Here is a 24,699-nt window from a genome sequence, read left to right as displayed (position 1 = left end):
GGGTCGCGTCGCGGTGGTCGGGGTGGATCACGCCCATCCAGCTCGTCTCCCCGGTCTCGTTCGCGGGCAGTCCGGTATAGGCGTACCAGTAGGCGTTGCAGTAGGTGACGTTGCCGTCGATGTCGCCGAACCAGACCACCTGAGGGCTGACCTCGACGAGGGAGCGGTAGCGCAGCTCGCTCGCCTCCAGCGCCGCACCGGCGTCGCGTTCCCGGGTCCGGTCGCGCAGGATCTTGAGGAATCCGACGGTTCGCCCGTCGTCCGACCGGAGGGGCATCATCTTGCCCGAGGCCCAGAACCGGCTGCCGTCCTTGCGCACGTGCCAGCGCTCGTCGGGCGCGCTGCCGTTCTTTTCCGCGAGCCGCATCTCGATCTCCGGCCGCCCGCTCGCGCGATCGTCCGGCGTGAAGAACGCGTCCACCGCCCGGCCCAGCATCTCGGCTTGGGTCCAGCCGAGGGTGCGCTCGGCGCCCGTGTTCCAGCGGGTCACGCGGCCCGCCGCGTCGGTCGCGACGATGGCGTAGTCCGTGGCGCCGTCGACGATGCGCTCGTGCAGGAGGCGCTGCTCCTCCTGCGCCCGCAGCGACCGGCGCAGCTCCATCTGCGCCATGGTCTGGCGCGCGAGGCGGGCGAGGCCCTTGCGCTGGCGCTCGGTCAGCTGGTGCGGCTTGGTATCGAGGACGCAGACCGTGCCGATGGGATGGCCGTCGGCGGTCTTGAGCAGGGCGCCGGCGTAGAAGCGCAGGCCCGGGTCCCCGACGACGAGCGGGTTGGCCTCGAAGCGCGGGTCGTGGCGCGCGTCGGGGACGTAGAGGAAGTCCTCCTGCAGGATCGCCTGCCGGCAGAACGAGCTCTCCAGCGGCGTCTCGCGGACGCCGAGCCCGACCTCGGCCTTGAAGAACTGGCGCCCGTCGCCGATCAGGTTGACGACCCCGATCGGCACCTCGCACAGCTCGGCGGCCGCTTCCGCGATCTCGTCGAAATCCTGCTCGCGCGGCGTATCGAGCATGCGATAGCGATCGAGGGCGCCGAGACGCGCGGCCTCCGTCTCGCGGGCGGGGGGACGATTCATGTCACCGATTTTATCTGGAACGGTCTGGTCGGTCTCTCAGAGTCGGTGCGCGACGGCGGAAATATGACCGCTCGCCTGTCGTTCCGACCGGTGGGCGATCGTCGAGCGCCGCCGCTCGACGCTTCGAACTCGCACGCCCGCTCGGCCGCGTCGCACGGTCTTTTCGGTACAATCCGCCCCGAAAGCCGACGCGCCGGTCGGGGGGGCCGCCCACCCGACCCGAGACGGCCCGGCGTCTCGATACGGGACAGCCGGGCATGGTCCGATCCTACGCGCGCTTAAATCCGATTGCGGTATCCCGCATCCGGGCCGCGTCGCGTTTCGGCCCAGGCTGGTGAGATCCGGGGTTCCCCCGCCCCGTGAGCGGATCGGGGCGGGGCCGAACCGAGGGCGGCCGGCGTTCCAGGGCCGAGGCGGCCCGGTCGAGGACGCGGCATCTCGCCCGGTCGGGCAACTTCCGCGAGTCGCCCCACGTTTGAGGGCATGACCCAGCAACCTCCGCTTCGGTTCGACCCCTCCTTCGAGACCGTCCCGGCGGACGAGGACGAGATCCAGCGGGGCCTGACCGAGGCCATGCTCTCGATCCAGCGGAAGACGCATGCCGACACCGGCTACGCCCACCGGGCCGTCCACGCCAAGGCGCACGGCTACCTGAAGGCACGATTCGAGGTCCTGCCCGGCCTTCCGCCGGCCCTCGCCCAGGGCTTGTTCGCGGCGCCGGCCAGCTACGAGGCGATCCTGCGGTTCAGCACCACGCCGGGCGACATCCTCGACGACCGGGTGTCCACCCCGCGGGGGGCCGCCCTCAAGGTCCTGGGCGTTCCCGGCCCGCGCCTGCCGGGCAGCGAGGGCGAGACCACCCAGAACTACGTGCTCGGCAACTCGCCCGCGTTCCAGATCGGCACCGCCGAGGGCTTCCTGCGGCAGCTCAGGCCGCTGGCCGCGACCACCGGGCGTGCCGAGCCCCTCAAGCGGGCGGTGTCGGCCGTGACGCGCACCGCGGAGGCCGCGCTCGAGATGGTCGGGGGCAAGTCCGCCACGCTGACCACCCTGGCCGGCCAGGCGAAGACCCATCTTCTGGGCGACAGCTTCTTCTCCCAGGCCGCGCTCCTGCATGGCGCGTATTTCGGCAAGGTGGCGCTTTCGCCGGTCTCCTCCGACCTCGTCGCCCTGTCGGAGCGGCCCCTCGACCTCGCCGGCCGTCCCGACGGGATCCGCGAGGCCGTCCGGGACTTCTTCCGCACCTGCCCGGCCGTCTGGGAGCTGCGGGTGCAGCTGGCGACGGACATCGAGGCGATGCCGGTCGAGGACGCCGCGGCGATGTGGTCCGAGGACGAGAGCCCCTATCGCCCCGTCGCCCGCATCACCGCCGCGCCGCAGGACACGTGGTCGGACGCGATGCGCGCCGCCGTCGAGGACCGCCTGGCCTTCAATCCGTGGACCGGCCTGGCCGCGCACCGGCCGCTCGGCTCGATCATGCGAGCCCGGCGCCCGGCCTACACCGCCGCCCGCGAATACCGGTCCCGCAACAACCGGGTCGAGATCGCCGAGCCGACGGCCTTTCCCGTCGCCTGAGGCCTCTTCCTCCGCCGGCCGGTCAAGCCGACGGCACGGAAGGCCGGCTCAGGCGGCGAGCGCCCCGGGATGATCCGCCGCGATCCACCGCCCGCGCCCGCCGCCCTTGGCGGCATACAGCGCGCGGTCGGCCCGGTTCAGGACCTCCTGCGGATCGGCCCCGACCTCCGGCGCATGGGCGATGCCGACGGAGATCCCGATCTCCGCGCTGCCGCCGGACAGGCGGTAGGGGCGGCCGACCTCCGCGACGATCCGAGACGCCAGGGCGCGCGCCCGTTCGGGCGTCGCGTCGACCTCCAGCAGCACGGCGAATTCGTCGCCGCCGAGACGATAGGCGCTCGCCTGCCCTTCGATGGCCTGGCGAAGGCGGTCCGCGACCCGAGCCAAGAGCGTATCGCCGGCGGCGTGGCCCATCGTGTCGTTCACGGACTTGAAGCGATCGAGGTCGAGGTAGAGCACCGCGCAGGGCTCGCCCGTGCCGCCCGGCCGGCGGCAGGCGCGATCGAGCTGCGTGCCGAAGCTGGCGCGGTTCGGCAGGCCGGTCAGGCCGTCATGCGCCGCGGTCCAGGCGACGGCGCGCCGTGCCAGGATCTTGTCGATGACGGTGCCCTCCAGGTGCAGGCAGGCTTCGGCGTAGGCCACCAGCATCAGGATCAGGAACCAGCCTCCGAACCAGCAGCCGAATTCCGGCCGCCGGGTCAGGGCGACGATGCAGGCGATCAGCATGATGTAGGCGGTCGTCACCGGGATCCACGGGATCACGGAGGAGCGGGTCGCCGCGCCGACGCAGAAGCTGAGGATGATGCCGAAGAACAGGATGAAGAAGTCCAGGCGGTCGATCGCTGCGGCGCGCAGCGCGAGCAGGGCGAGGCAGATCCCGGTGCCGACCATCATCGCGCCGAAGGTCCGGCCGCAGGCCCGCGCGACGCGAAACGTCATGTCCTGCGTCCGCGTGCGCTTGAACCGCCGGATCGAGGCGACGCGGCAGAGGGTGGCGGCGGATGCGAGCGCGCCCAGCGCCGCCTCGACGAGGCCGCCGGTCGCGAGCGCGAAGGCGAGGCTGGCCGCCGACACGGTGATCGCGAGGATCGCCACCTGCGGCAGGGACGAGTACAGCAGGAAGACGAGCTCGGTCTGCACGTCGTCGGGCAGGTCCTGGCGGCTCGTGAGTCTGCGTGTCATGCCTTACTATCGCGGGCAAGGTCTTTCGAAATGGTAGCCGCGATTTGACAGTCGCGAGGCGTCAAGCGAGCCTACAGAGGCCTGATTTGTCGGATGTGCGATAGATCAGGCGACCATCAAGCCGGCGCCGGCCCGTGGGGCGCGTCGTCGTCGGCGGCGTCCCGGCGGTCCCTCAGGCGCCGGGGCCGTCGGCTGCCAGGCGGCGCGCGATCGCCTCGAACATCCCGGTATCCTCGCCCACCATGGCGCCCATCGCGGCCATGCGCTGGACCACGGTCGCGGTGATCTCCTCCTCGACCGTGCCCTCGGCATAGGCGTAGTGGATCGTCGCCGCCTGCCCGTCCCGGTGGCAGCGTCCCTCGATCTGGGCGAGCTGGATCGCGCTGTGGCGCATGTCGTGGATCACCAGGGCCCGCGTGCGCTCGCCGCCCGGCAGCTCGTCCTGATGGAGCGAGATCGACTCCGTCACCGTGAACACGACGGCGTCGAGCCGACCGGTCTGGAAGGCCCAGCGCACCGCCTCGTTCGCCTCGGCATCCTGCCGCCCGTCGATGGTGCCGACCTGCCAGCCGCGCTGCTCCAGGGCCGCCTGCAGCGCCGCACCGGTCTCGAGGAACGCCACGGAGATCGCGACCTGCTCGCCCGCGCCGAGGAGAAGCTCGGCGAAGTCGCACGTTCCCGCCACGCGCAGCAGGCTCGCCTTCTGCCGGAAGCGCAGATCCGCCGCCCACCCGGCCGGGCGCCGGTGGCTGCCGCCGAGCAACCCGAATTCCTGGCGGAACGCGCGCCACGTCGCCTGGTACAGGCGGCGGGCCTCCGCCGTCAGGGCCGTCGGCGCCAGGGCGCGCTGAACCTCCGGCCAGCCTGCGATGTCGCCCGGGCGCCGCCGCAGCCCGATCGCGCGCGGGCCGGTGTAGAGCAGGTCGGCCATGACGGCGCAGTCGCGCGCATTGCTGGTCCACGACCAGTTCACCCAACGGCCCTTGGCCCGGCCGATCCCGAGGCGCTGCATCAGCGTCCGGAACTCGGCGAGGGTCGCGGTCGGCGCGTCGGCCGCCTCGCCGAGGAGGCGTCCGAGATAGGAGAGCTCGTGGGGCGCCTGCCCGGCCGTCGCGCTCACGTAGCCGGTGAACACCGCCGCGTCGGCCAGGTGGCGGCACACCAGGCTCTGCTGGCTGTAGGGATTGCGCAGCCGGTGACTCTCGTCGAACACGACGAGGGGCCAGGTCCGGCGCAGGCTTCCGTTCTTGGCCAGCGCGTTGTTCCTGGCGCGCGCCGACCGGCGGGGGCTCGCGGGCGGCGGCGCCATCAGGGACTTGGTGCGCTCGTAGTTCACGAGGGTCACCGCCTTCTCCGGCAATCCCGAACCGGCGATCGTGCGACGCCACTGCGGCATCGCGCCCTTCGGGCAGACGATCAGCACCTCGCCCTCGGGCATTCGCGCGAGCGCGCTCCAGATCGAGAGCGTCTTGCCCAGGCCGGTCGCGTCGCCGAGCAGGAAGCCCGGACGGCCGGCGGCCCGCGCGGCCAGGATCGCGTCGGCGGCCGCGGCCTGATGCGGGCGCGGGACCAGCGTCGCCTGGAAGCGGGGCGCCGGCGCGCCGGCGAGGGCGATGCCGTCGGGGTGCTTATCCACCCTGTCGTGACCGCGCGACGCTGTTCGCACCGGAACCCGTTTGCCTTCGACGGATTTCAGAACATATCATGAACGAGATTCGACCCGGTCGCTCAGGGAGTTGCACCGCCATGGCACGCTACCGTTTCCATTGCACGAACGGCCTGGAATGCGTCGTCGACACGGTCGGCAAGGACATCCGCTTGCCGGACAGGCTGGCCGCCAAGGCGCGCGGTGTCGCCGAAGCCCTGATGGTCACGCTCGACGGGCAGACGGATTGGGCGGAGTGGCAGGTGAGCGTGCACGATCTGAAGGGACGCAAGGTGCTGGCGCTTCCCTTCCGGCCGCCCGGCGACCACCTCCGGCAGGACATCTGAGCTTACGGCGTCGCCTCTCGCGCAAGCGGCCTTCGTCGCCCCGGGCGATGGATGCCACCGCGCATGGCGCCGTCGCATGGCGGCGCGAGGCGCGACGAGATCCCGAACGGAGTGACGCCATGACGAGCCTTCCCCAGCTTCCGCCCGAGGCGTTCCGCAAGCGGGACCAGGCGCCGGACGCCCTGTTCTACGCCCAGCCCCGGTTCGTCACCCACATCGACGACGCGGCGATCGCGGCCGTGACGGACCTCTACCGCGCCCTGCTCCCGGCCGGCGGCCGCCTCCTCGACCTGATGTCGAGCTGGGTCAGCCACCTGCCTCCGGAGATCGCCTACGCCGCCGTGATCGGGCACGGCCTCAACGGGCGCGAGCTCGCGGCCAATCCCCGCCTGACGGCCTCGTTCGTGCAGGATTTCAACGGCGACCCGGCCCTGCCGTTGGAGGCGGGCAGCATCGACGCCGTCCTCGTCTGCGTCGGCGTGCAGTACCTGCAGGATCCGGTCGCCGTGCTGCGCGAGGCCGCGCGGGTGCTGCGCCCGGACGCGCCCGTGATCATCACCTTCTCGAATCGCTGCTTTTCGACCAAGGCCGTGGCGATCTGGCAGGCGCTCGGCGGCGACGATCAGGCGCGGCTGATCGATCTCTATCTCCGCCAGGCCGGCTTCCCGACCGTCGAAACCCGTGTCGTCCTGCCGGAAGGCGGCCCGGGCGATCCGCTGCGCGCCGTGATCGGCCGGACCGCGCCGTAGAGCGCGGCGCGAGGATCGGGCTTCGGTCCCGCCCGCACGCTTCGGCGGCCCGTGACGGGAGCGGTCGCGACGCCTTCAGACCCTGCGTCGACCGAAGGCTCGCAGGACGGCGGGAACGCCGCCGGCCGACAGGCTCGGAGCGCGTGCGCGCCGCCGATCCGCCGGATCGCAGAAATGCTGATGGCGGGCCTCAACCCGTTGTCGCGGCAGCGTTATCGCGGCCGGACCTCACCTGACGATCGACCACCAGGAAAGCCTGGTGGAGCTGAGCGGGATCGAACCGCTGACCTCCGCAGTGCGATTGCGGCGCTCTCCCATCTGAGCTACAGCCCCGTCCAAGGCGCCGGCCTTTTAGGCTTGCGCCGATCGAACTGTCAATTCCCGATTCCCGCTGCCGTCGCGTCGCCGTTCCGGCGTCCCGCGCGGGCGCACGAGGACACGTGTTTCGCGCATGAATTCCTTGATCTGGCTCTTCGACACCGTCGTCCAGCTCTTCATCTACGTCCTCATCGCCAGCGCGATCCTAAGCTGGCTCGTCGCCTTCAACGTGGTGAACGTGCGCAACCCGATCGTCTCGCAGATCGGCGAGGTGCTCTACCGGATCACCGAGCCGGTGCTGCGCCCGATCCGCAACCTGTTGCCGAACCTCGGCGGCGTCGACATCTCGCCGATCATCCTGATCCTGCTGCTGCTGTTCGTGAGCCGCCTGCTGCACGAGTTCGTGCCGGCCGACCCCTACGTCTACGCCCGCTGACGGCCGGTCCCGCGATCCTCAGGATCGTGGGACCCGCGCGCCGGCGGCCGACCCGCCGCACACCGTCCTCGAAACCGTCGCGCCCGGACGCGGAGATCCCCGAGCCCCATGAAGACCAATCCCGGCCGCTTCTTCGAGGATTACCGCCTCGGCGAGACCATCCGCCACGCCACGCCCCGCACGGTCACCACCGGCGACGTCGCGCTCTACACCGCCCTCTACGGCCCGCGCTTCGCGGTGCAGTCGTCGGACGCGTTCGCGCAAGGCATCGGCTACCCGCGCAGCCCGCTCGACGACCTGCTCACCTTCCACGTGGTGTTCGGCAAGACCGTACCGGACATCTCGCTCAACGCGCTGGCCAACCTCGGCTACGCCGAGGGCGGGTTCCGCCGTCCGGTCTATCCGGGCGAGACCCTGTCCACCGTCTCCGAGGTGATCGGCCTCAAGGAGAGCTCGAACCGCCAGACCGGCGTCGTCTACGTGCGCTCGACCGGCTCGGACGCCAAGGGCGAGACCGTGCTGAGCTATTGCCGCTGGGTGCTGGTGCGCAAGCGCGACCCGCAAGCCGCGGTCGCCGAGGAGCACGTGCCGAGCTTCGCCAAGGTGGTCGACCCGGCCGACCTCGCAGGCGCCCTGCCCCCGCTCGACGTCTCGGCCTACGATCTCGACCTCGCCGGCAGCCCGCATCGGTTCTCCGATTACGCGGTCGGCGAGAAGATCGACCACGTCGACGGCATGACCGTCGAGGAGGCCGAGCACCAGATCGCGACGCGCCTCTACCAGAACACGGCCAAGGTGCATTTCGACGCGCTGAGCGGCAAGGAGACCCGCTTCGGCCGGCGCCTGATCTACGGCGGCCACGTGATCTCGCTGGCCCGCGCCCTGAGCTTCAACGGGCTCGCCAACGCCTTCGCCATCGCGGGCATCAACGCCGGCCGGCACGTGGCGCCGCTGTTTGCCGGGGACACGGTCTACGCCTGGAGCGAGGTGCTCGACACGGCCGAGACCGGTCGCGGCGACGTCGGCCTGCTGCGGCTGCGCACGGTCGCCACCAAGAACCAGCCCTGCGCCGCGCATCCCGGCCGCGAGGGCGACGGCTACCACCCGAGCGTCATCCTCGACCTCGACTACTGGGCCTTCATGCCGAAGTGACGGCCCGCCCCGGGCGCGTCCCGCACCGGCTTCAGGCGCTGCGGGAGAAGGCTTTGGCGGGAACGGGCTCGGCGAGGCGACGTCCCAGGAGATCGCCCGGCACCGGCCGGCCGTAGCGGTACCCTTGCGCGTAGCGGCAGCCCATGCCCATCAGCGCCGCCTCCTGCTCCGGCGTCTCGATCCCCTCGGCGATGACGATCAGGTCGAGGCTGCGGCCGATGTCGAGCACCGCCTTCACGATGGTCGCGTCGTGGGCGTCGTGGAGCACGTCGCGGACGAAGCCGCGGTCGATCTTCAGCTTGGTGAGCGGGAAGCTCTTGAGGGTGGAGAGCGAGGCGTAGCCGGTGCCGAAATCGTCGAGCGCGATGCCGACGCCGAGGGCCCGCAGGCGCCGCAGCGGCTCCAGCGTGGCGGGTGCGTCGGCCAGCGCGATCATCTCCGTCACCTCCAGCTCCAGGATCTCCGGCGGCAGCCGGTGCCGCGCCAGGGCCTGGATCACCACCTCGGCCAGGGTGCCGGCGCGGATCTGCGCGTCGAACAGGTTCACCGCCACGCCGATCCGCGGCAGGCCGGCCTTGCGCCACGCGGCCGCCTGGCGGCAGGCCTCGTCGAGGCACCACTGGCCGAAGCGGGTCGCCAGGGTGCTCGCCTCGATCGCCGGCAGGAACTCGGCCGGCGCGAGCAGCCCGCGGGTCGGGTGGTTCCAGCGGATCAGGGCCTCGACGCCGCGCAGGCGCCCGGTCGCGAGCTCGATCTGCGGCTGGTAGTGCAGGGCGACCTCGCCGGCGGCGAGGCCGTCGAGGAGCGCATCCTGCAGGTCGCGCCGGGCCTTGGCCGCATCCCGCATCGCGGGGGTGAAGGCGCGGTAGCCGCGCGGGCCCATGTGGCGGGCGCGCTCGAGGGCGAGGTTGGCCGCCGCCATCAGTTCGGCCGCGTCGGCCCCGTCGCGCGGCGCCTGCGCGGCGCCGATCCGCGCGCCGACATGCAGGACGTGGTGGCCGACGGTGACGGGCTCGGCGAGCGCGGCGAACAGGGCTTCGGCGCAGGCTTCGGTGCCGGCCTCGAGATCCGCCTCGCCGGGCGCCTCGGTCGCGGCCAGCAGCACGGCGAGCTCGTCCTCGCCGAGGCGGGCCAGGAGCGCCCCCGGCGGCAGGCGTCCGGCCAGCCGCACCACCAGCGCCTCCAGCAAGGCCGCCCCGATGCCCGAGCCGAACCCGTCGGTCACCGCCCGCAGGCCGTCGACCCCGAGGGTCAGCAGCCCGACCGGTCGGCGTGCGGCGAGGCGCGCATCGATCTCTCCGGACAGGCGGACCCGGTTCGGCAGGCCGGTGCCGGGGTCCTCGTGGGCGAGCCGGAGCAGGCGCGCGTTGCGGCGGCGGCGCTCCGAGATGTCGCGCATCACCGCGCCGACGCCCATCGCGGCGCCCTCCCCCCAAGCGCAGAGCGACAGCTCGATCGGCACCTCGCTGCCGTCGGCGCGCAGAGCCGTCACCTCGACGGAACGGCCGGCGAGCTTGGGCGGGCCGCCGGCGGTGAGCGCGCCCATGCCGGCGACGTGGTGCCCGCGCAGGCGCAGCGGCACGATCGAGGCCACGTCGCGCCCGGCCAGGGCACCGGCGGGGTAGCCGAGCAGCGTCTCGCAGGCGGGGTTGGCGAAGGTGATCCGGCCGGTCGCGTCGGTGGTGATCAGCGCCGAGCTCGTGGCGGCGACGAACCCTTCCGCGTCCCGCTGCGCCATCGTCCGCCGCCCCTGCGCCAGCACCGCGACGGCGAGGTCGGACAGCCGCGCCAGCCGCCGGCGCGTGCGGTCGGCCAGGGGCGGCCGCGGCGCCGGGTCGGCGACGCACAGCACGCCGAGGCAGGTGCCGTCGCGGTCGATCAGCGGCGCGCCGGCGAAGAAGCGGATCGCGCCGCGGCCGGCGGAGCCGGCATGGAACTGCGGATCGATCGCCGCGTCGGGGACGACGAGGACGTCGCCCCGGGCGATCGCACGGTCGCGGAAGGGCGCGAGCGCGTTCGCTTCCTCCGCTCGCGGCCCGATCGGCGCCCCGGCGCCGAGGATGGCGGCGATCGGCGCCTCGAGAAGGTCCGCGGCCAGGTCGATCAGGCCCTGCAGCGACGCCTCGACCGACGCCGTCCGCGCGTCGCGCATCGCCGCTGAGCCTGCTCGATCATCCGCCATGCGAAACCGTCCCGGACGCCCGATCGGGCGCGGACGGCAGGATTTCACGGCAAACGCTGTCAAAGACTTAAAATTACAATCTTGAATTGTAATTTTGTCGATCGAGGCGACGGCTGCCCAGGCGAAGCCCTTCGTAACGGCGGGACGAAGACCGGCGCCCCATCCCGCCGCCATCAACCATCAGTTGCGAACGATCACCTTGGTGCCGACGCGGACGCGATCGTAGAGGTCGACCACGTCCTTGTTGGTCATCCGGATGCAGCCGGAAGAGACGGCGGCGCCCATGGTCTCGGGCTCGTTGGAGCCGTGGATGCGATAGAGCGACGAGCCGAGATACATCGCCCGGGCCCCGAGCGGGTTGTCCTGGCCGCCGGCCATGAAGCGGGGCAGATCCGGGCGGCGGGCGAGCATCTGCGACGGCGGCCGCCACGACGGCCATTCCTTCTTCATCGTGACGCTCTTCTCGCCCGACCACGAGAAGCCCTCGCGCCCGACGCCCACGCCGTAGCGCACCGCTTCGCCGCCGCCGAGCACGTAGAAGAGCCGGCGCTGGCTCGTCGAGACGACGATGGTGCCGGGCTTCTCCTTGCCCTTCCAGGCGATGGTCTCGCGCGGGATCGCCTGGGTGCGGAAGATGTTCATGAAGTCGGCGATCGGCCCGGCATCGAACGGGTTCGCGTGCGCCGCGCCGGCGCCGAGCGCGAGCCCGGCAGCGAGGCAGAGTGTGGCGATGCGGCGTGTCATGCAGGTCCTCCGGTGGTTCGTTCGGTCCGCTGCCGGATAGGCGGGCATTGCGGCAAGCGGCGGACGTCGGATGCGTCGGGGGCCCGGAACGCGCCGCCTGTGGGATCGCCGCAACACTTCCTGCGGGCGGATCGCGGCCTGCCGACCCGGAAAGCCCTCCACCCGGCCGGAGGCGGAGGGCGATTGGTTCCCGGATTTCTCGCAGACCCTCTCGACAAGATGTCGCAGCCGGTTGTGCCGCGATGGGGCAGAGCCTTTATGGGAGCCGTGACATGCCCCTCCGAAATCGCTGCGCCGGCCCGCGTGGCCGCTCGTGCCACGATGCTGCGGGTGCTCGTCGCTCTCGTGGTCGGCGTGCTGCTGCTCGTCGTCGGTCTCCCTCGGGAGGCCGGTGCCGCCGTCTCGGGCAGCGGCTCGACGCTGACGGCTCCCCGGTCGGTCCTGGCCGACGCCGCCGACGCTTCGGTCGACATGGTCGCGCCGCACGCGGTCGAGGCCGACGATTGGGCCGGACGCTCGGCCTCCGCCGATCCGCTGCCGCACCTCCTCCGATGCCTGTCCGGATCCGCCTTCGTTCCACGCGGCCGCGCCGTCGTGCGCGCCCGGGCTTCCGCACCGCCCGACCGCCCGCCCCGGCTCGCCTGAAGGGCCGACGGCGCGGACTTTCCGCCCGTCGTCGCGGGATCGCCAAGATGTCCTGCGAAAGCGGGGGTCTCGCGCTGTCCTCGCGGTTGCCCCGACCCCTCGAGCGGGCGACCGTTGCCGAACGATCCGGCACCACGCGCCACCGACACACACCGGACGGCCGAGCCTCGCCTCGGCCTTCCCCGAGATGCGTTTCGCAGGAGCGACCCGACCTTGACCTTCTCCCTGTCCGCCCGCCGGATGCGCCCTGCCTCGCTCGGTTTCGGGGTGTTTCTCGTCGCGCTCTCCGCCTGCAACCAGAAGCAGGCCTCGGCCCCGGTCCCGCCTCCGCCGCCGGAGGTCAGCATCGTCACGGTGGCGCCCCAGGCGATCCCCTACGTCCGCGACCTGCCCGGCCGCGTCGCGCCGATGCGGATCGCCGAGGTGCGGTCCCGCGTCTCCGGCCTCGTGGTGAAGCGGCTGTTCGAGCAGGGCAGCCAGGTCAAGGAGGGCGACGTCCTCTACAAGATCGACCCGGCACCGTATCAGGTCGATCTGATGAGCGCCGAGGCCGCGCTGGCGCGTCAGGAGGCGGCCCTGGTCCTCGCCAACCAGCAGGCCGAGCGCCTCGAGACGCTGCTCACCCGCCAGTCGGCGAGCCAGGCCCAGTACGACACCGCCTTCGCCGGCAAGAAGCAGGCGGAGGCCGAGGTCGCCGGCGCCCGGGCGACCCGCGACCGGGCCAAGCTCAACCTCGACTGGACGGATGTGCGCGCGCCGATCTCGGGCCGCATCGGCCGGGCGCTGCTCACCGAGGGCACCCTGATCGAATCCGGCACCACCGGCGTGCTCGCCACGATCCAGCAGCTCGACCCGATCTACGTCGACATCACCCAGTCGGTCGGCGAGCTGAACAAGCTCCGGCGCGATCTGGCCAGCGGCGAGCTCTCGCGGCTGGAGCGCGATTCCGCCAACGTCCACCTGATCATGGACGACGGCGCCCTCTACCCGATGGCGGGCCGGCTCCTGTTCTCGGACGTCACCGCCGACCCGAGCACCGGCCAGGTGACGCTGCGCGTGCAGATCCCCAACCCGCACGACGAGCTGTTCCCCGGCATGTACGTGCGCGCCCGGATCAAGCAGGGCATCGATTCCGATGCGATCGCGGTGCCGCAGCAGGCGATCCAGCGCACCAACGACGGCAAGGCCGAGGTCTGGGTCGTCAAGGCGGACGACAAGGTCATGCTCCAGCCGGTCGAGGTCGGCCCGGTGGTCGGCACCAACTGGCTGATCCGCGACGGCCTCAAGGCCGGCGAGCGGGTGGTGATCGAGGGCTTCCAGAAGATCGTCGCCGGCCAGCAGGTGAAGCCGGTGGACAAGACGCCGCCGCACGAGACCGCCGAGGCCATGCCGCACGACGTCGACGAGGTCGCCGAAGCGGAGGCCAAGGTCGCAGAAGCCAAGATGGCCGAGGCCAAGGCCGCCGAGGCCCGGGCCGCCGAAGCCAAGGCGAGCGCGGCGAAGGCCGGCGCGATCAAGGCTTCGGACGGCAAGGCTTTGGACGGCAAGACTTCGGACGGCAAGACTTCGGACGGCAAGGCTTCGGACGGCAAGGCCGAGGCCGCCGCCAAGACGCGCTGAGCAAGTTGCGCTGATCACGACGCGCCGACGACCGACCACCCGACAGGCTGATCCGGAACATCCATGGCACGCTTCTTCATCGACCGGCCGGTCTTCGCCTGGGTCGTCGCGCTGTTCATCATCCTCGGCGGCGCGCTCGCGCTGCCGCTGCTGCCGGTGGCGCAGTATCCGGTGATCGCGCCGCCGGCGATCGCCCTGTCGACCGCCTATCCCGGCGCCTCGGTGGAGAGCCTCTACACCGGCACGACCCGGCTGATCGAGGACGAGCTGAACGGCGCGGCCAACATCATGAGCTTCGAGTCGACGAGCGACTCGTTCGGCGCCGTCAACATCACCGCCACCTTCCAGCCCGGCACCGACCCGGCGCTGGCCTCGGTCGAGGTGCAGAACCGCCTCAAGCGCGTCGAGGCGCGCCTCCCGGCCGAAGTCCGCCAGCAGGGCATCCTGGTCGAGGAGGCGTCGGCCGCCACCCTCAACATCATCACCCTGGTCTCGACCGACGGGAAGATGGACGAGATCGGGCTCGGCGACTTCCTCATCCGCAACGTCATCAACGAGATCCGCCGCATTCCCGGGGTCGGGCGCGCGACGCTGTACTCGACCGAGCGCAGCCTTCGCATCTGGGTCGACCCGGACAAGCTGCGCGGGCTCTCGCTCACCGCCGAGAACGTGACGGACGCGATCCGCAACCAGAACATCCAGGTGGCGTCCGGCGCCGTCGGCGCGCAGCCGAGCCCGTACAGCCAGGCGATCACCGCGCCGATCATCGTCAAGGGCCAGCTCGCCTCGGTCGACGACTTCGGCGCGATCGTGCTGCGCGCCAACTCGGACGGCTCGAACGTGCGCCTGCGCGACGTCGCGCGGATCGAGCTCGGCGGCGACGCCTACCAGTTCACGACCCGCCTCAACGGCGGCCAGGCCGCGGGCATCTCGGTGACGCTGGCGCCCGACGGCAACGCCCTGGAGACGGCGGGCGCCATCCGCAAGAAGATGGAGGAGCTGTCGCAGTTCTTTCCGCCGGGCCTGAAGTGGGACATCCCCTACGACATTACCCCCGCGGTGAAGGCCTCGATCGAGAAGGTGCTGCACACCCTCGTCGAGGCGGTGGTGCTCGTCTTCGTGGTGATGTTCCTGTTCCTGCAGAACATCCGCTACACCCTGATCCCGACCATCGTCGTGCCGATCGCCCTGATGGGCACCTGCTGCACGATGCTGCTCGCGGGCTTCTCCATCAACGTGCTGACGATGTTCGGCATGGTGCTGGCCATCGGCATCCTCGTCGACGACGCCATCGTCGTGGTCGAGAACGTCGAGCGCATCATGACCGAGGAGGGCCTGTCGCCGAAGGACGCGACCAAGAAGGCGATGGACCAGATCACCGGGGCGATCATCGGCATCACCCTGGTGCTGATCGCGGTGTTCATCCCGATGGCGTTCTTTCCCGGCTCGGTCGGCATCATCTACCGCCAGTTCTCGATCGCGATGGTGACCTCGATCGCCTTCTCGGCGGTGCTCGCGCTCTCGCTCACCCCCGCCCTGTGCGCGACACTGCTGAAGCCGGTCGCGAAGGGCCATGGCCATTCCAAGGGCGGCGTGTTCGGCTGGTTCAACCGCATCGTCGACCGCGAGACCAAGCGCTACGGCCGCGGCACCGCGTGGTTCATCAAGAAGTCCGGCCGGGTGATGATCGTCTACCTCGCGCTCGTCGCCGGCGTCGCCTTCGCCTTCGCGCGGCTGCCCGAGGGCTTCCTGCCGCTGGAGGACCAGGGCTTCTTCACCGTCGACATCCAGACCCCGCCCGGCGCCTCGTTCAACCGGACGCAGGCCGCCGTGCGCAAGGTCGAGGAGCATCTGCTGGCCCAGCCCGGCGTCGCCACGGTGACGATGCTGAACGGCTTCTCGTTCTCCGGCCAGGGCTCGAACACCAGCCAGGCCTTCGTGACGCTGAAGCCCTGGGGCGAGCGCGACGCGGCGAACGCGGCCTCGGCGCTCGTGGCCGGAACCAACAAGGCGCTCTCCGGCTATCGCGACGCGATCGTCGACGCGCAGGAGCCGCCGCCGGTGGACAACCTCGGCAACGCCGCCGGCTTCTCGTTCCGCCTCCAGGACCGGGCGCAGAAGGGCTACTCGGCGCTGCTCGCCGCGCAGGAACAGCTCCTGAAGCTCGCGATGCAGAGCCCGGTGCTGCAGAAGATGAAGATCGAGGGCCTGCCGCCGGCGCCCGAGGCCGAGCTCGTCATCGACCGCGAGAAGGCCGCTGCGCTCGGGGTGAAGTTCGAGGACATCAACGCGACGATCCAGGTCAACCTCGGCTCGGTCTACACCAACGACTTCCCGAACCGGGGCAAGATGCAGCGCGTGATCGTCCAGTCGGAGGATCTCCAGCGGATGCAGGCGACCGACATCCTGAACTACGGGGTGAAGAACGCCTCCGGCACGATGGTGCCGATGTCCTCCTTCGCCGACCTGAAATGGAGCGTCGGGCCGCAGCAGATCGTCGGCTTCAACGGCTACCAGTCGGTCCGCATCACCGGCGAGCCCAACGCCGGCTACACGTCGGGCGACGCGATCGCCGAGATGGAGCGGCTGATGGGCCAGCTGCCCAAGGGCTTCGGCTACACCTGGACCGGCCAGTCGTTGCAGGAGAAGCAGGCCGGCTCCCAGGCCTCGCTGCTGCTCGCGCTCTCGGTGCTGATCGTGTTCCTGTGCCTGGCCGCGCTCTACGAGAGCTGGGCGATCCCGGTCTCGGTGCTGCTGGTCATCCCGCTCGGCGTCATCGGCTCGGTGGCGGCGGTCTACCTGCGCGGCCTGCCCAACGACGTCTACTTCAAGATCGGGCTGATCACGATCATCGGCCTGTCGGCCAAGAACGCGATCCTGATCGTGGAGTTCGCCAAGGACTTGTGGAAGCCGGGCACCTCGATCGTCGACGCGACGATCGAGGCGGCGACGCTGCGGTTCCGCCCGATCGTGATGACCTCGCTCGCCTTCATCTTCGGCGTGGTGCCGCTCGCCATCGCCACCGGCGCCGCCTCGAAGAGCCAGCAGGCGATCGGCACCGGCGTGATGGGCGGCATGATCTCGGCGACCATCCTGGCGGTGTTCTTCGTGCCGGTGTTCTTCGTGGTCGTGATGCGGCTCTTCCGCCGCAAGGACGTGCTCGCCGGCGAGAAGGCCGATGCCGCGACCCCGGCGGTGCGGGCGCCGGGCGGGCACGGCGTGCCGGCGGAGTAGCGCCGGACGGCATTCGGGCGCAGGCCCGATCGCCGTGCACTGGTCGCCGCGGGTACGTTGTTGATCGCGTGCCGCGCGGCACCGGGCGAGGACAATCCTCGTGGACGCTGTCGTAAGATCTCGGTAAGAATTGTGCCGAGGCAGGCAGCGTCGTCCGCGCTGCCGCCGCCATCCGCCAGGGAGTGCGCGATGTCGATCGGAGCCGGTGGAATCCTCAGGGCGACCCTGATGCTGAGCCTGGCGCTCGGCACGACGGCCGCCTGCGCGCAGACCGCCCCCAACGGCGCCTGGACCGATCCGCCGGCGCGCAGCACCACGCCCGCCGCGCCGCCGGCCGCGGCAATCCCCGCCGCTCCGGTGACGGAGCCGACAGCGAGCGCGAGCCGATCGGCGGACGAACGAGCCGCGTCGAGCCGGTCGGAGACGGCGGGCAAGGCCACGGCACCGGCGTCCTCGCCGGCCCGCCAGGCGGCAGTGCCGGTGCGCAAGCGGGTGCGCGAGGTCCGGCGCACGCATCCGCAGGTTATCGCCGCGACACCACGTGCTCGGATCGCGACCCCGCGCGTCGTCGAGCGTCGCGAGGCGGCGCGGCCGGTGATGCGCCGGGTCGCCGCGCGGGCCTACACCCCCCGGACGTTTTCAGCGCCGCCCTACCCGTACGCTCCGCTGCCGGTCGGGCGGGTGGTGGGCCCGGGCGATGGCGAGCGCAACCCGATCTTCGCCGAGGGCGACGACCGGATGCGCCGCATCGCGGCGGCGCAGGCCGCCGGCTACCTCGTCGTGCGTTCCCGCTCGGTGCAGTATCCGGATGGGCGGATGGTGCGCAGCTACCGGCCCTACGACGACGATGACGGGCTGGACTAGCGTGCGGGCGCCCTCGTTCGACCACGAGGGCGCCGACGATCCGCGTACGACCGCGCCGTGCTCGCGCAGTCCTCGAAGCCGGCCGCTGGGCTCAGCGGATGCGGCCGGGGCGGGTCGGCTCGAACACGATGCGGCGGTGGAAGGCGCACCAGCTCTTCCCCTCGGCGACCGGAGCGCCGCAGCACATCGCGCGATCGTTCGGCTCGCCGATGATGAACTTGCACACGAAGGCGCCCGACTGCGCGAACGGCACGCGCAACTCGGCGGACGGCTCGGTGATGGTCTCTGCTTCGCCGATCTGGGACATGCGGACGAGTTGGTTCATCGCACTAAAGCTCGCGGAATCTCATGCTGGCGCCGACGGCCGCCCGGCAGGGGGATGGTGAGAGAACGCCGCACCGTATCGAGCGATCCCGCAACGCACGATGCTCCGTGCCGTCGAGACGTTCGGTCCATACGGGTCCGGCGAAAATGCCGGCGCGACAGTGTCATGGTGTTGTTATAACTGGTCTTGTTCTCCGCGGAAACAAGACCGCCCCGCGCATCTTGCAACCGCGCACAGCCTTCAGGGTCTGGCGCTGACGTAAGCCGGCGGCACCGGCGCGACACGATGTCTTGCCCTGCAGCATGGAGCATCGGCACGGGATCCGCGACGGTTGCGGCGGATCGGCGACGCCCGGGCGGGCTTCCCGACGAAGCCCGCCCTCGCGCCCGCGCACCGTTCGGCGGGGCGTGCATCCGTCTCCACCCTGTGATTGAGTGGCGCCGACATCGCCCGCAACGACTTCCCGGACGCATCATGGCCGACACCGCGCTCGTCTCGACCGAATGGCTGCACCAGCGCCTGGATGCGCCCGACATCGTGGTGCTCGACGCCTCCTGGTACCTGCCCGCCGCCGGGCGCGACCCGGAGGCGGAGTATCGCGCCGCCCACATCCCGGGCGCGGTCCGCTTCGACATCGACGCGATGAGCGACACCGAATCCGGCCTGCCGCACATGATGCCGCGCCCGGAGGTGTTCGCCTCGCGGATGCGGGCGCTCGGCATCGGCGACGGGCTGCACATCGTCGTCTACGACGGGCACGGCCTGTTCTCGGCGCCGCGCGTGTGGTGGATGCTGCGCACCTTCGGCGTCCGCGACGTCTGCGTGCTCGACGGCGGCCTGCCGGCCTGGGTCGCGGCCGGCTACCCGACCGAGGACGGCGAGCCGCGGGTCCGCGACCGGCGCCATTTCACCGCCCGGCTCGACCACGGCGCCGTCGCCGACGCGGCCGACGTCGCCCGCGCGCTGGCCGGCGGCACCGCCCAGGTGGTCGATGCCCGCTCCGCGCCCCGCTTCCGCGGCGAGGAGCCGGAGCCCCGCCCCGGCGTCCGCCCCGGCCACATGCCCGGCGCCCGGAACCTGCACTACGCCGCGCTGGTGACCGACGGGCACCTCAAGGCGCCGGACGCGCTCCGCGCGGTCTTCGCCGAGAACGGCGTCGACCCCGACCGGCCGATCGTCACCACCTGCGGCTCAGGCGTCACCGCGGCGATCGTCGCCCTGGCGCTGGACCGCCTCGGCCGCCCGGCCCGCGCGCTCTACGACGGGTCGTGGTCCGAGTGGGGGGGCGATCCGAGCCGCCCGGTCGCCACGGGGCCGGCCTGACCGACACCGCCGTCATCCGCGCGTCATCGAGCGCGGGGCATTTTTGCAACGTCGCGATCGGGAATGCGCAGGCCGGCAGGGCCGGGATTGCCGCAGTTATAGCCAATGCTATACCTCGCATCGGAACGTGCGGGGGATCAGGGCGATGCGGCATCGGGGCGAGGCGGACAGCGCCGGATCGATGGGCGTCGCCGGTCGCCGCGCGGCCTGGCTGATCGGTGCCTGCCTCCTCCCGGCGCAGGCCTTCGGCGCCGATCTCGCGGTCGCGCGCGCGCCGGCGCCCGCCTTCGTCGACTGGTCGGGGGGCTATCTCGGGATCGAGGGCAGTGCCGGCGGCTCCTTCGGCGCCCTCGGCTTCGAACCGACCACGATCGGCGGACGCCCCGTGCCGCCGTTCAAGACCGGGGATGCCACCGGCCGCGCCGACCGCAGCCGCGAGGCGACCACCGCCGTCGGCGGCGTGTTCGGCGGCTGGAACTGGCAGGCCGGCCCGTGGCTCTACGGCCTGGAGGCGGACATCGCCGGCGCCAACCTCAAGCGCCCGGTCGCCTCGACCGCCGCCGGCTTCGGCTACGAGGGGTTCGACCCGGTCTTCGACGTCATCCGCGCCAAGACCGACCTCTACGGCGCCCTGCGCGCCCGCCTCGGCTTCGCCTTCGAGCGCGCGCTGATCTACGCGACCTTCGGCCTCGCCGGCGCCGAGACGCGGTTCCTCGCCACCTATCCAGACCGTGCCGGCGGTCCCGCCGCGACGGCCAGGACCGACCGGGGAACCCTCGGGTTCACCCTCGGGGCCGGCGTCCAGTACGCGATCACCGAGCACCTCGCCCTCGGCCTCGACTACCGCTACATCGATCTCGGCAGCACCGGGCGGTTCGACCTCGGCGCGGTGCCCGGCCTCGGCCCGGTGTCGACGCAGGCGCACGTCACCTCCAACCAGATGCTGGCGCGGCTGTCCTGGTATCCGGCGGGGCTGCGGCTGCCGCCCGAGCCCGACGAGGCGGCCCCGCACGACCCCGACAACGGCGACACCGGCCGGTTCTCGCTCCACGGCCAGACCACCTTCATCAACCAGGGCGTGACCGGGTTCCGCTCGCCCTATCTCGGCCCGAACAGCCTGGTGCCGCACCAGGCCCAGGCGACCACGACGGCGACCGCCTTCGTCGGCTTCAAGCTGTGGGAGGGCACCGAGCTCTACTACAACCCGGAATTCAGCCAGGGCTTCGGCCTGTCGCGGACCCTGGGCGTCGCCGGCTTCGTCAACGGCGAGGCGCAGAAGGCCGGCGCCCCGTTCCCGAAGCTGCGCTCGAACCGCTACTTCGTGCGCCAGACCTTCGGCCTCGGCGGCGAGACCGAGGATGTGCCCGACGGCCCGAACCAGGTCGCCACGCGCCGCGACGTCGAGCGGATCACGGTGGTCGCCGGCAAGTTCGCGCTCGGCGACTTCTTCGACGGCAACGTCTACGCCCACGATCCGCGCGTCGACTTCATGAACTGGTCGCTCTGGGCGGCCTCGGCCTGGGATTTCCCGGCCAACCTCCCCGGCTTCACGCAAGGCGTCTACGTCGAGTACAACCGCGCCGAGTTCGCGGTGCGCGCCGCCTACACGCAGGTGCCCAAGGAACCGTCGAGCGACGTGCTCGACCCGCGGGTGTTCGACCGCCAGGGCGCCAACATCGAGTTCGAGGGGCGCTACGTCCTGCCCGCGCTGGAGCAGCCGGGCCGGGTGCGGATCGGCTTCTTCTCGAACCAGGGCAACACCGCGCGCTATCGGCAGGTCGTCGCGCTGACGCAGTCGGGCGTCTTCGACGACGTCAACGACGCGGTTGCCGCCACCCGCCGCCCGCGGCGCAAGACCGGCGGCTACGTCAACCTCGAGCAGGCGGTCACGGCCGATCTCGGCGTCTTCGCCCGCGTCAGCCTGTCGGACGGGCGCAACGAGAGCCTGTCCTTCACCGACGTCGACCGGAGCGCGTCGGGCGGCGTCTCGCTCAAGGGGACCGCCTGGGGCCGGGCAGGCGACACGGTCGGCCTCGGCGCCACGGTGAACGGCCTCACCGAGGCGCACCAGGCCTACTTCGCCACCGGCGGCCTCGGCCTGCTGATCGGCGACGGGCGCCTGAACTACGCTCCCGAGCGGGCGCTCGAGGCCTACTACGCCATCGGCCTGACCAAGACCGTGACCCTGACCTTCGACTATCAGCGGGTGATCAACCCCGCCTACAACCGCGACCGGGGCCCGGCGGACTTCTTCGCCACCCGGCTGCACGCGGATTTCTGATCGCTATTCCGCCTCGTCCACGGTCGCCCCGAACACCGCCTCGAACCCGGCCCGCAGCTGCATGTCGACCTCCGGCATCGCGACGATGCGGCCGAGGTCGGCCAGGCTGGTCACGCCGTGGCCGCGGATGCCGCAGGGGACGATGCCGGAAAAGTCCGCGAGGTCGGGCTCGACGTTGAGGCTGATCCCGTGGAAGCTGACCCAGCGCCGCACGCGGATGCCGATCGCCGCGATCTTGTCCTCGACGGCGTCTCCGTTCTCCTGGCCCTTCTCCGGCCGCCGCACCCACACGCCGACGCGGTCCTCGCGGCGTTCGGCCCGGACGTTGAAGGCCTCGAGCGTCGCGATGATCCAGGCTTCCAGGCAGGCGACGTAGGCGCGCAGGTCCGTGCGGCGGCGGTTGAGGTCGAGCATCACGTAGGCGACCCGCTGGCCGGGGCCGTGATAGGTGTACTGCCCGCCCCGCCCGGTCCGGTACACCGGCAGCCGCGCCGGCGCGACGAGGTCGGCCTCGCGGGCCGAAGTGCCGGCGGTGTAGAGCGCCGGGTGCTCCAGCAGCCAGACGCATTCCGGCGCCAGCCCGCGCGCGATCGCCTCGGCGCGGGCCTCCATCCACGCGACGGCTTCCTCGTACGCGACCGGCGCGTCGCTGATCCGCCAGCCCACCGGCGGAGAGCCCGCCCGCGGCAGGAAGGTGTCGGGCGCGATCGCGAGACGGTGCGCGGCGTTTACCAAGGCTTCACCCTTCGTCGGGAATGCTCTCCTTCCACCGGTCCGTGCCGGTGGCAAGGCGCATGGGGGCGGTGGACGCGTGGCGGTTCTGGAAGACCTCAAGGTCGATCTCACGGTGGTGCTCGGGCGCTCCCGCATGCCGCTGCACATGCTGCTGCGCATGGGACGCGGCGCGGTGATCGAGCTGGAGGCGACCGAGACCGACCTGGTCGAGATCCTCGCCAACGACCATCCCGTGGCCCGCGGCCAGATCGTGGTGACCGGCAACCGCATCTCGATCGAGGTGACGGAGCTGATCCGCAAGGCGGATTCGGTGCGCACGCCGGGCGTCACCATCGGCGACGGCGCCGTGCCGTTCCTGGAAAGCCGCCTGGAGCCGGCATCATAACTTCGGCCGCGGCACCGAATTGCCGCGCTGTGGCGCTTGTCGGATCGGGATCGATCTGGTATCCGCTGCGCCGCTCACCCGAGACGCCGGCCGCCGCAGCGGACCCGGATCTCGGAGAAGCGAACGGGACCCGACGGGTGCCGATGCGGCCATGGCGGAATTGGTAGACGCGCTAGCTTGAGGTGCTAGTCCTGCAAGGGGTGGAGGTTCGAGTCCTCTTGGCCGCACCAACTTGATTTTGTTGGTGCTTTTGACTTCCAGCCGATGAGCGAGACCTTCGCGCCGGCTGTGGTTTGCAAACCGGTTTGCAAAACTTGTTCATCCGACGTTCCCTGGACGAGCGTTCCTTCGGTGGGCGTTGAGCTTCACGATCGCGCCGCGCGCCAGGTCGCGAGTGCGGGCGAGATAGGTCTCCAGGATCTTGTGCACGTTGGCGATCGTGTGACCTGTGATGGTCGCGATCTCCTGTGGCGTGCATCCGGCTTCCGAGAGCATCGTCACAGCCGTCCCGCGTAGGTCGTGGAAGTGGAGGTCGGCGTTGATGCCCGACAGGGCGAAAGCGGCCACCCAGGCGTTGTAGAACGCATCCTTCGTCCACGACGTGCCGTCTGGCTTGGTGAGGATCGTCGTCGCGCGGCGCGGCGCGGCTGCTAGGTCGGCGATCAGCGCATCCGTTCCCGGGATCCACATCCGCCGGCGTCCCTTGCCCTGACGCAAGGCGATCGCCTCGCCGTCCCAGGCCGACCACGGCAGGCGCAACAGGTCGCCCTGGCGCTGCCCGGTGTGGATCGCGAGCGATAGGGCAAGCCGCAGCTCCGGAGCCGCGACCGCGTTGAACGCAGCCACATGCTCGGGGAGCCAGATGATTTCGGCCCGGTCGGATCGATAAGCCCTCTCGAAGGTGTCGAGCGGATTGAGCTCGATCAGCCCGCGGTTGCGTGCCCATGAAAGGACCCGCTGCAGGGCCGCCAGCTTGTTGTCGGCCGCGCGCGGGTACTCGGCTGCAAGCTTGTCGTGCCAGCGCAGCAGGAGCGGGCGGATCTTCCGGTTCTGGACATGCTGAAGGGGCGTCGCGCCCCATTTGTCCTCGACGGCCTTGAGGTTCAGCCGGCCGATTTCCTTCGTGGAGTCCGCGAGCTTCGTCCACTGCTGCGACTCGCAGTACTGCCGGATCAGGCCCGAAAGGGTGTCCCCCTCGGGTGGACGGGTCGGCTTGCGCTCGGCCTCGTTGTAGGAGGCTAGGAATTGCGGCGAACCCGGCTCGCCCTGCAGCTTCGTGCGCGTGCGCCGGTGATAGTAGTGCTGCGCGACCGTGCCGTCGGCTAGCGTTTTGCGGACCTTGTTGATGCCCTTCAGCTTAATCCGCATTTTTCCGGGCCCACTGGTCGAAGTCGTCGCCCTTATCCTTCGCGAGTCCCGACAGCCGATCAAGCGCGGCGTCGATCGCCAGCCGGTCCCACCGTGAGGTGCCGGGGATCGGGCCGGGCACGATCTTACGCTTCACCCACGTGTTGAAGGCATCCATCGTCTCGCATCCGCAGTAGGCGGCGGCCTCGTGCTTGGAGAGCCCGCGCTTCGGGATGTTTGCTGGCAGGTCGACGATCCGACGAACAGCCTCACCCATCGCCACGCCCCCGCTGTGCTGCCGCGGTTGCCGCTGCCGCACGTGCCGACTTCGCCTCGGTGGCGACCTCCTGGAGCGTCTCGCCTGCGATGCGTCGCCAGCCAGCCCCATGCTCGAGCACTAGATGTCGTTGCCCAGAAGGTTGTTCAGCCTTTGCCAGGGTGTCTGTCGGCTGAGGGCGGAGTGGGTTCGGCTGGTGTTGTAGTGGTCGATCCAGGGGCTCATGGCTTGTGTCCGCTCGGCGGATGAGGCGTAGGGCTC

Annotated in this window: 22 protein-coding genes and 2 tRNA genes; 13 read left to right on the top strand and 11 right to left on the bottom strand. The window is 71.1% G+C overall.

The features are described 5' to 3' along the window. A partial coding sequence (locus tag MKK70_RS09790) for a PAS domain S-box protein (RefSeq protein ID WP_243947293.1) occupies positions 1-1,072 on the bottom strand: 1,072 nt, incomplete at its 3' end. A gap of 483 nt (positions 1,073-1,555) precedes the next feature. Between MKK70_RS09790 and MKK70_RS09785 the strand changes: the two genes are divergently transcribed. Beyond that, entirely contained in the window at positions 1,556-2,647 is a 1,092-nt protein-coding gene (locus tag MKK70_RS09785) for a catalase family protein (RefSeq protein ID WP_243947284.1), read from the top strand. Positions 2,648-2,695: 48 nt separating this feature from the next. On the opposite strand, the gene MKK70_RS09780 is transcribed toward MKK70_RS09785, so the two are convergent. After that, positions 2,696-3,829 carry a GGDEF domain-containing protein gene (locus MKK70_RS09780; protein ID WP_147842076.1) on the bottom strand — a complete coding sequence of 378 codons (1,134 nt, stop codon included), beginning with the start codon at positions 3,827-3,829 and terminating at the stop codon, positions 2,696-2,698. Positions 3,830-4,001: 172 nt separating this feature from the next. Beyond that, a complete protein-coding gene (locus MKK70_RS09775; protein WP_243947282.1) occupies positions 4,002-5,465 on the bottom strand; it encodes an SNF2-related protein in 1,464 nt (487 codons plus the stop codon). 110 nt (positions 5,466-5,575) lie between these two features. Here MKK70_RS09775 and MKK70_RS09770 point away from each other — a divergent pair, with 110 nt between their 5' ends. Together MKK70_RS09770 and MKK70_RS09765 are read left to right on the top strand one after the other, a co-directional pair. Then, positions 5,576-5,821, top strand: a complete 246-nt coding sequence (locus MKK70_RS09770) for a DUF6894 family protein (protein ID WP_243947280.1) — start codon at positions 5,576-5,578, stop codon at positions 5,819-5,821. A 119-nt stretch (positions 5,822-5,940) separates the two neighbouring features. After that, positions 5,941-6,570, top strand: coding sequence for a class I SAM-dependent methyltransferase (locus MKK70_RS09765; RefSeq protein WP_243947278.1), 630 nt, complete (start codon positions 5,941-5,943; stop codon positions 6,568-6,570). A 257-nt stretch (positions 6,571-6,827) separates the two neighbouring features. Here MKK70_RS09765 and MKK70_RS09760 read toward each other — a convergent pair. Then, a tRNA-Ala gene (locus tag MKK70_RS09760) sits at positions 6,828-6,903 on the bottom strand. A 118-nt stretch (positions 6,904-7,021) separates the two neighbouring features. Between MKK70_RS09760 and MKK70_RS09755 the strand changes: the two genes are divergently transcribed. Together MKK70_RS09755 and MKK70_RS09750 are read left to right on the top strand one after the other, a co-directional pair. Beyond that, the gene (locus tag MKK70_RS09755; protein ID WP_147751992.1) at positions 7,022-7,324 is read left to right on the top strand and encodes a YggT family protein; all 303 of its coding nucleotides are present in this window, start codon (positions 7,022-7,024) and stop codon (positions 7,322-7,324) included. 108 nt (positions 7,325-7,432) lie between these two features. Next, complete coding sequence (locus MKK70_RS09750; protein WP_243947276.1) at positions 7,433-8,476, top strand: MaoC family dehydratase; 1,044 nt, start codon at positions 7,433-7,435, stop codon at positions 8,474-8,476. A 31-nt stretch (positions 8,477-8,507) separates the two neighbouring features. Here the strand turns inward: MKK70_RS09750 and MKK70_RS09745 are convergent, their stop codons facing one another. Together MKK70_RS09745 and MKK70_RS09740 are read right to left on the bottom strand one after the other, a co-directional pair. Further along, positions 8,508-10,658: a putative bifunctional diguanylate cyclase/phosphodiesterase gene (locus MKK70_RS09745; protein WP_243947274.1), complete on the bottom strand. Its 2,151-nt coding sequence runs from the start codon at positions 10,656-10,658 to the stop codon at positions 8,508-8,510. A 180-nt stretch (positions 10,659-10,838) separates the two neighbouring features. Beyond that, positions 10,839-11,402: a L,D-transpeptidase gene (locus MKK70_RS09740; RefSeq protein WP_147843950.1), complete on the bottom strand. Its 564-nt coding sequence runs from the start codon at positions 11,400-11,402 to the stop codon at positions 10,839-10,841. Between the two features lie 330 nt (positions 11,403-11,732). Between MKK70_RS09740 and MKK70_RS09735 the strand changes: the two genes are divergently transcribed. From MKK70_RS09735 to MKK70_RS09720, 4 genes are all read left to right on the top strand, one after another. Beyond that, positions 11,733-12,047 (top strand): hypothetical protein, encoded by a 315-nt coding sequence (locus tag MKK70_RS09735; RefSeq protein ID WP_243947272.1) that lies wholly within the window; start codon positions 11,733-11,735, stop codon positions 12,045-12,047. Positions 12,048-12,287: 240 nt separating this feature from the next. Next, positions 12,288-13,667, top strand: a complete 1,380-nt coding sequence (locus MKK70_RS09730) for an efflux RND transporter periplasmic adaptor subunit (protein ID WP_243947295.1) — start codon at positions 12,288-12,290, stop codon at positions 13,665-13,667. A gap of 63 nt (positions 13,668-13,730) precedes the next feature. Further along, complete coding sequence (locus tag MKK70_RS09725; protein ID WP_243947270.1) at positions 13,731-16,901, top strand: multidrug efflux RND transporter permease subunit; 3,171 nt, start codon at positions 13,731-13,733, stop codon at positions 16,899-16,901. Between the two features lie 189 nt (positions 16,902-17,090). Further along, on the top strand, positions 17,091-17,765 hold the full coding sequence (locus tag MKK70_RS09720) for a hypothetical protein (RefSeq protein ID WP_147858741.1): 675 nt from the start codon (positions 17,091-17,093) through the stop codon (positions 17,763-17,765). A 91-nt stretch (positions 17,766-17,856) separates the two neighbouring features. Here MKK70_RS09720 and MKK70_RS09715 read toward each other — a convergent pair whose 3' ends face one another. After that, the gene (locus MKK70_RS09715; RefSeq protein WP_147729797.1) at positions 17,857-18,090 is read right to left on the bottom strand and encodes a hypothetical protein; all 234 of its coding nucleotides are present in this window, start codon (positions 18,088-18,090) and stop codon (positions 17,857-17,859) included. Between the two features lie 474 nt (positions 18,091-18,564). Between MKK70_RS09715 and sseA the strand changes: the two genes are divergently transcribed. Both sseA and MKK70_RS09705 read left to right on the top strand, forming a co-directional pair. Next, the gene (gene sseA, locus MKK70_RS09710) at positions 18,565-19,413 is read left to right on the top strand and encodes a 3-mercaptopyruvate sulfurtransferase (protein ID WP_243947268.1); all 849 of its coding nucleotides are present in this window, start codon (positions 18,565-18,567) and stop codon (positions 19,411-19,413) included. A 181-nt stretch (positions 19,414-19,594) separates the two neighbouring features. Continuing rightward, positions 19,595-21,694 carry a carbohydrate porin gene (locus MKK70_RS09705; protein WP_147842163.1) on the top strand — a complete coding sequence of 700 codons (2,100 nt, stop codon included), beginning with the start codon at positions 19,595-19,597 and terminating at the stop codon, positions 21,692-21,694. Positions 21,695-21,697: 3 nt separating this feature from the next. Here the strand turns inward: MKK70_RS09705 and lipB are convergent, their stop codons facing one another. Beyond that, positions 21,698-22,429 (bottom strand): lipoyl(octanoyl) transferase LipB, encoded by a 732-nt coding sequence (gene lipB / locus MKK70_RS09700; protein ID WP_147842152.1) that lies wholly within the window; start codon positions 22,427-22,429, stop codon positions 21,698-21,700. Positions 22,430-22,505: 76 nt separating this feature from the next. Between lipB and MKK70_RS09695 the strand changes: the two genes are divergently transcribed. Both MKK70_RS09695 and MKK70_RS09690 read left to right on the top strand, forming a co-directional pair. Beyond that, the gene (locus MKK70_RS09695) at positions 22,506-22,814 is read left to right on the top strand and encodes a FliM/FliN family flagellar motor switch protein (RefSeq protein WP_147728794.1); all 309 of its coding nucleotides are present in this window, start codon (positions 22,506-22,508) and stop codon (positions 22,812-22,814) included. A 145-nt stretch (positions 22,815-22,959) separates the two neighbouring features. Next, a tRNA-Leu gene (locus MKK70_RS09690) sits at positions 22,960-23,044 on the top strand. A gap of 88 nt (positions 23,045-23,132) precedes the next feature. Here MKK70_RS09690 and MKK70_RS09685 read toward each other — a convergent pair. The 3 genes from MKK70_RS09685 to MKK70_RS31035 form a co-directional block, all read right to left on the bottom strand. Continuing rightward, the gene (locus MKK70_RS09685) at positions 23,133-24,182 is read right to left on the bottom strand and encodes a tyrosine-type recombinase/integrase (RefSeq protein WP_243947267.1); all 1,050 of its coding nucleotides are present in this window, start codon (positions 24,180-24,182) and stop codon (positions 23,133-23,135) included. After that, on the bottom strand, positions 24,172-24,480 hold the full coding sequence (locus MKK70_RS09680; RefSeq protein WP_243947265.1) for a hypothetical protein: 309 nt from the start codon (positions 24,478-24,480) through the stop codon (positions 24,172-24,174). The genes MKK70_RS09685 and MKK70_RS09680 overlap by 11 nt, the downstream gene beginning before the upstream one ends. Before the next feature lie 78 nt (positions 24,481-24,558). Further along, positions 24,559-24,699: integrase core domain-containing protein (locus MKK70_RS31035; protein ID WP_409568243.1), on the bottom strand; the 141-nt coding region annotated here is incomplete at its 5' end.

Origin of the sequence: Methylobacterium sp. E-041 (genome assembly GCF_022829665.1) — a bacterium.
Lineage (GTDB): Bacteria > Pseudomonadota > Alphaproteobacteria > Rhizobiales > Beijerinckiaceae > Methylobacterium.
The sequence above is the reverse complement of the archived record's forward strand: the minus strand, read 5'-3'. Positions and strand labels throughout refer to the sequence as shown.